At 68.8% G+C, this 5,381-nt stretch carries 6 protein-coding genes and 1 tRNA gene; 3 read left to right on the top strand and 4 right to left on the bottom strand.

From position 1 onward, the window contains the following. Positions 1 to 304: 304 nt before the first annotated feature. A complete protein-coding gene (locus JWN68_RS05110; protein WP_297735645.1) occupies positions 305 to 820 on the top strand; it encodes a hypothetical protein in 516 nt (171 codons plus the stop codon). A gap of 455 nt (positions 821 to 1,275) precedes the next feature. Here the strand turns inward: JWN68_RS05110 and JWN68_RS05105 are convergent, their stop codons facing one another. Genes JWN68_RS05105 through JWN68_RS05095 form a run of 3 tightly spaced genes read right to left on the bottom strand, consistent with a single transcriptional unit; the run spans position 1,276 to position 3,604 of the window. Next, positions 1,276 to 2,316: an adenosine deaminase gene (locus JWN68_RS05105; RefSeq protein WP_297735642.1), complete on the bottom strand. Its 1,041-nt coding sequence runs from the start codon at positions 2,314 to 2,316 to the stop codon at positions 1,276 to 1,278. 48 nt (positions 2,317 to 2,364) lie between these two features. Next, positions 2,365 to 3,108 carry a thioredoxin domain-containing protein gene (locus JWN68_RS05100; protein ID WP_297735639.1) on the bottom strand — a complete coding sequence of 248 codons (744 nt, stop codon included), beginning with the start codon at positions 3,106 to 3,108 and terminating at the stop codon, positions 2,365 to 2,367. Continuing rightward, complete coding sequence (locus tag JWN68_RS05095; RefSeq protein ID WP_297735636.1) at positions 3,077 to 3,604, bottom strand: MauE/DoxX family redox-associated membrane protein; 528 nt, start codon at positions 3,602 to 3,604, stop codon at positions 3,077 to 3,079. The genes JWN68_RS05100 and JWN68_RS05095 overlap by 32 nt, the downstream gene beginning before the upstream one ends. Positions 3,605 to 3,665: 61 nt before the next feature. On the opposite strand from JWN68_RS05095, the gene orn reads away from it, so the two are divergent. Together orn and JWN68_RS05085 are read left to right on the top strand one after the other, a co-directional pair. Next, positions 3,666 to 4,298 (top strand): oligoribonuclease, encoded by a 633-nt coding sequence (orn, locus tag JWN68_RS05090; RefSeq protein ID WP_297735633.1) that lies wholly within the window; start codon positions 3,666 to 3,668, stop codon positions 4,296 to 4,298. 46 nt (positions 4,299 to 4,344) lie between these two features. Continuing rightward, positions 4,345 to 4,420: transfer RNA gene (locus tag JWN68_RS05085), tRNA-His, on the top strand. Between the two features lie 91 nt (positions 4,421 to 4,511). Here JWN68_RS05085 and JWN68_RS05080 read toward each other — a convergent pair. Further along, positions 4,512 to 5,381 (bottom strand): dicarboxylate/amino acid:cation symporter (locus tag JWN68_RS05080; protein ID WP_297735630.1); only part of this gene is annotated, 870 nt, incomplete at its 5' end.

Below are 5,381 nucleotides of genomic sequence, written 5' to 3'. Positions count from 1 at the left end.
CTGACCGCTCTGTGCTCGAGCAATGCGGTGTCGACCGCCCACTGGAGCGCGGCATCGGCCGCCGGCGAACCGTCGAAGCCGACCAAGATGTCCTGCGTCGATTCGTCCATACCCTGAGGCTGCTCCGCTCGGCACCCTGACGGCAGGGTCATTGGTCCCTCGTCACCGGGTCCAGGGACCATCGACGTCGTAGACCGGGACCCCTGACCCTATCGGCGGGCGGGCCCGTGCTTGCACGCTGGACAGGAGTCACGGCGTACGGGCCGTGAGCAACGACACCGACAAGCAAGCAAGGAGCACGCTGATGAGCACTCTGGTCGTGTACGAGTCCATGTGGGGCAACACCGAGATCGTCGCCCGTGCCGTAGCCGAAGGGATCGGCCACGATGTCGCGATCGTCCATGTGTCCGACGCTCCGGTGCCAGTGCCGGACGACGTCGACTGCCTGGTGGTCGGCGGACCAACCCATGCCTTCTCGCTGAGCCGCCCTACGACGCGGCGCGATGCCGTCGCCAAGGGCGCTCCCGATGCGCACACCGGGCGTGGCGTGCGCGAGTGGCTGGCGCAGCTGAAGGCCACGGATCGCATCGACGTGGCAACCTTCGGCACGCGCGTCGGCTCCGTCCGCCACTTGCCCGGGTCCGCGGCCAAGGCGGCGGGCAGAGAAGTACGTCGCCACCGCCTCGGGCGCCTGGTCGCAACCGTGAGCTTCTACGTGGACGACATGGCCGGGCCGCTGCAGGCGGGAGAGGTCGAGCGCGCCCGCGCGTGGGGACAGGAGTTGGCTGCGCAACGCGTCAGTCACGGGAACGGTGCTTAGTGAGCGGCCCGTCCTTGTCACCAAGCGACCGGCAACGTCGGCTCGTCGGTCCTCACTGCCCTGACCACCTATGGCGGCGGCAGGAAGTTGTGGCCGTGTTGAGGGCCAACTCGCCTCGACGCCTGAATCCTGCCCGGGGGTGCCACGACTCGCTGCCGCGGAGGATGCGCACCACCCGCGCCGGACGGCGCGCCTCCCGCTGCAGCGCGCCCCCAGGAGCTACACAAGTGCCTGTCCGGCGACGTATGAGACCGCCGGGCGCCGACCAGTGACATTGGTGAAACCCCGGCACGTATGAGTTGCCGGGGTTTCGGGCGTCTTCCGGACCGAAGTCCTTCCGACAGGCACTGTTCTATGCCCGCTGCGGCGTCCTGGGCAAGAGGTCCGTGAGACAAGATTGCCCGCGCTCGGCGTGTCGCCCCGGACACGCGGGGGCAGCTGACGTTGCGCCCACCTCAGGGGTGGCCGGACACGTAGTCATCGATCTCGCCGAGGACCCGAGACTTCACGTCCGGCGGCGCGAAGGACGATCGGACGGCCGTCCTCGCAAGATCGGCCACCCCGTCCGAGGAGAGAGCGAGCAGGTCCGCAGCGATCGCATACTCCGCATTCAGCGTCGTCCCGAACATCGGCGGGTCGTCTGAGTTGATCGTCACCGGCACTCCCGCCTCCGCGAAGACACTGAGCGGGTGCTCGGAGAGGCTGGCGACGGCCCGCGTCGCGACGTTCGACGAGGGGCACACCTCGAGGGTGATCTCTTCGTCGGCGAGGTGCCTGAGCAGCGCCGGGTCCGCGGCGGCGGACGTCCCGTGGCCGACCCGCTCGGCCACGAGCAGCCGGAGAGCCTCCCACACGGTCTCCGGGCCGGTGGTCTCCCCGGCGTGCGGCACCGAGTGCAGCCCAGCCGCCCGCGCGGCGTCGAAGTGCGGCTGGAACTGCGCTCGCGGTACGCCGATCTCGGGGCCGCCGAGGCCGAAGCCGACCAGCGCCGACGGGCCGTGGTCCAGGGCGTAGGCCAACGTCGCGTCAGCAGCCGGGATCCCGGACTCACCGGGAATGTCGTAGATCCACCGCAGCACCAGGCCGAAGTCACGCTCGGCCGCCGTCCGAGCGTCCTCGATGGCCTCGGTGTAGGCCTCGATCGGCATGCCGATGTCGTCGCGATCAGGACGGACAGAGGTGTACGGCGTGCACGTGAGCTCGGCGTAGCGGAGCCGCTGCCCCACTGCCATCTCGCGAGCGACCTCATAGGTCAGCAACCGCACGTCCTCAGGAGTGCGGACGAGGTCGACGACCGCGAGGTAGACCTCGATGAAGTGCGCGAAGTCGCGGAATTCGAAGAACGCCCGCAGCGCCTCGGGGTCTTCAGGCACGGTCCCGGGGTGCCGGGCCGCCAGCTCGGCGACGATCCGTGGGGACGCCGAGCCGACGTGGTGGACGTGCAGCTCGGCCTTGGGCAGGCCGGCGATGAAGTCGGTCAGGAGCGCGTCAGTCACGCCCTGAGTCTTGCACCGCCGACCGACCGGCGATCAGTCCCGGGTGGATCAGCCCAGCCCGGCGCGGATCGCGTCGGCGTACTCCTGCGGGGTCGATCCGGCGAGCTCACCATCGATGAACACCGTCGGCGTGCCGTTGACCTCGTCCACGGACATCTGCTCGGTGGCGTTCTCGATCCACTGGGCGAAGACCTTGTTCTCGATGGCGCTGCGGACCTCCGACTCGTCGGCCCCCGCTGCCGCGGCGGCTGCGATGAGCTCGTCGTCCTCCGGGCCGTCCGTGCCCTCGTCGGGCTGGTTGGCGAAGAGGTCATCGTGGAACGCCTTGAACGCGTCGACGCCAGCAATGTCGAGCACCACCGCGGCGGCGTTCAATGCGCGTGAGGAGTACTCGTTGCCGGACGCACGGTCCAGGAAGGACACCATGCGGTAGTCCACCTTCACGGTGCCCGCCTCGATGCCCGCGTTGAGCTCTTCCCCGATCTCCTTCTCGAACTCGGCGCAGACCGGGCACTGGAAGTCCTCGTAGATCGTGACCGTGGTCGGTGCCGCGTGGTCTCCGACGACGACGCCGTAGTCGTCGACCACGCCAGCGGGCGGCGTGGCGGCCTCACCGGTCGTGTTGCGGAGGTTCTGGACCAGGAAGCCGGCGGCCACCACGAAGACCAGCGCGGCGACCACGCCTCCGATGAGAAGCAGTCGACGGCGCTTCTCCTTGCGCTCCTGCTCCGCCTTCAGGGCAGCGGCCCGAGCGGCCCGCTCAGCGGTCTTGTTGACGTTGCGCTTCGACATCCCCATCCTCTCCGTCGCCCGGTCCGGGCGAGACTTCACCCGCACGAGGCGGGAAGACAACAGCATCCAGTGACCAACGAGTGCGTGGCCAGACCACGAGCCAGACGGACAGCAGCAGCAACCCGAGGTCCCGGGCGATCTCCGCGGGGTACTTCGAGGAGGCACCCTCCTCGAGACCACCGCCACCGAAGCACCCGCAGTTGATCTCGAGCCCACGAGCCCAGGCCGACGCGATGCCGAACATGAAGAGGCCGAACAGCATCCCTGAGATCACCCCCATCGAGCGGGTCAGCAGGCCGAGCACGAGGCACACGCCGATGACGACCTCGACGATCGGCAGCAGGTGCCCGACGGTGGGGACGACGGCCTCGGGCAGCAGGTCGTAGGCACGCACGGCTCGTACGCTCTCGGCAGGATCGGGAAGCTTGATCGCACCCGCCACGATCCAGACACTGCCGGTGATCAGCCGCGCCAGGAGACCGATCCGCTGCTTCACGCCCCAGACGATAGGGCGCGTGGCTGAGGCGCTGCTGAGAGGGCTGAGTAGGGTGCACACCGTGAATGAGCGACTTGTCTGGATCGACTGCGAAATGACCGGCCTCGAGCTGGGAGCCGACGCGCTGGTCGAAGTCGCCGCGCTGGTCACCGACTTCGACCTCAACGTCCTGGGTGAGGGGATCGACGTGGTCATCAAGCCTCCGCCGGAGGCGTTGGAGCAGATGATCGACTTCGTGCGCACGATGCACGTCACGTCCGGGCTCCTCGAGGAGCTCGACGGCGGCCTCACGATGGCCGATGCGGAGCAGCAGGTGCTCGCCTACATCAAGGAGCACTGCCCCGACGGCAGTCGCCCTCCGCTGGCCGGCAACACGGTGGCCACCGACCGCGCGTTCCTGGCCCGCGACATGCCCACGCTGGAAGGCTTCCTGCACTACCGCAACGTGGATGTCTCCTCCATCAAGGAACTGGCCCGCCGCTGGTACCCCCGCACCTACTTCGCCGCCCCGGCCAAGCGCGGCAACCACCGGGCGCTCGCTGACATCCAGGAGAGCATCGAGGAGCTGCGCTACTACCGTGAGGCCGTCTTCGTCCCGCAGCCCGGCCTCGACACCGCGTCGGCGCGCGAGGTCGCTGCCAAGCACGCCGGCGCCATCACCGGGCGGGCCCCCGATTCCGGGCCCACTGCCTGATTGCCCTACACTTCTCATCGGCCTCGCGCCTGCGCGAGGGGCCATGGTGGGTATAGCTCAGCTGGTAGAGCGCCGCCTTGTGGTGGCGGATGTCGCGGGTTCAAGTCCCGTTACTCACCCCAATGCATCGAGCCCCTGACCGCAGCAGCGGTCAGGGGCTCGATCGTTTTCAGGAGACTGTTGGCCGCCCGTTCCAGGGCGGACGGACCGGCATCAGGCCACTGAGGCGAGCCCCTCCGACGGAGTCTCCTCACGCCAAGCGGCGCCGTTGCGGGGGGCGTTGTAGGCCTCGAGGTCGATGATTCCCTCGCGCTTGGCCACCAGGGTCGGGACGAGCGCCTGACCGGCGACGTTGACCGCGGTGCGGCCCATGTCGAGGATCGGGTCGATGGCGAGCAGGAGCCCGACCCCCTCAAGAGGCAGACCCAGGGTCGACAGCGTGAGCGTCAGCATGACGGTCGCCCCGGTGACGCCGGCCGTGGCGGCGGAGCCGATGACCGATACGAAAGCAATCAGGACGTAGTCGGTGATCGAGAGGTCCAGACCGAAGAACTGGGCGACGAAGATCGCCGAGATCGCCGGGTAGATCGACGCGCAACCGTCCATCTTGGTCGTCGCGCCGAGGGGTACGGCGAACGACGCGTAGGCGCGGGGCACGCCGAGGTTGCGCTCGGTGACCGACTGGGTCACCGGCATCGTGCCGACGGAGGAGCGGGACACGAACGCCAGGGACAGCGCGGGCCAGGCGCCGGAGAAGAACTGCTTGACCGACAGCCCGTTGAGACGCAGCAGCACCGGGTAGACCCCGAAGACCACCAGCGCCAGTCCGGCGTAGATCGCGACGGTGAACGTTCCCAGCGAACCGAGTGCGTCCCAGCCGTAGGTCGCGACCGCGTTGCCGAGGAGGCCCACCGTGGCGATGGGCGCGAGGAGGATGACCCACCAAAGGACCTTCTGCACGACGGCCAGCGCGGAGCGCACCAACGCGAGGAACGGGTCAGCTGCCTCGCCGACCTTGAGCGCGGCGATGCCGACGGCGATCGCGACGACCAGGATCTGCAGCACGTTGAACGACATGGACAC

The sequence above is a fragment of the Nocardioides sp. genome, from assembly GCF_025964975.1.
In the GTDB taxonomy this organism is placed as follows: domain Bacteria; phylum Actinomycetota; class Actinomycetes; order Propionibacteriales; family Nocardioidaceae; genus Nocardioides.
Note: the sequence above shows the minus strand (reverse complement) of the source record. Positions and strands in the feature narration are given on the sequence as shown.

Bases quoted from the DNA above. Each gene is read 5' to 3' on its own strand.
- JWN68_RS05100 (WP_297735639.1), bottom strand. From the start codon at position 3,108: ATGTCGAAGCGCAACGTCAACAAGACCGCTGAGCGGGCCGCTCGGGCC.
- JWN68_RS05110 (WP_297735645.1), top strand. From the start codon at position 305: ATGAGCACTCTGGTCGTGTACGAGTCCATGTGGGGCAACACCGAGATC.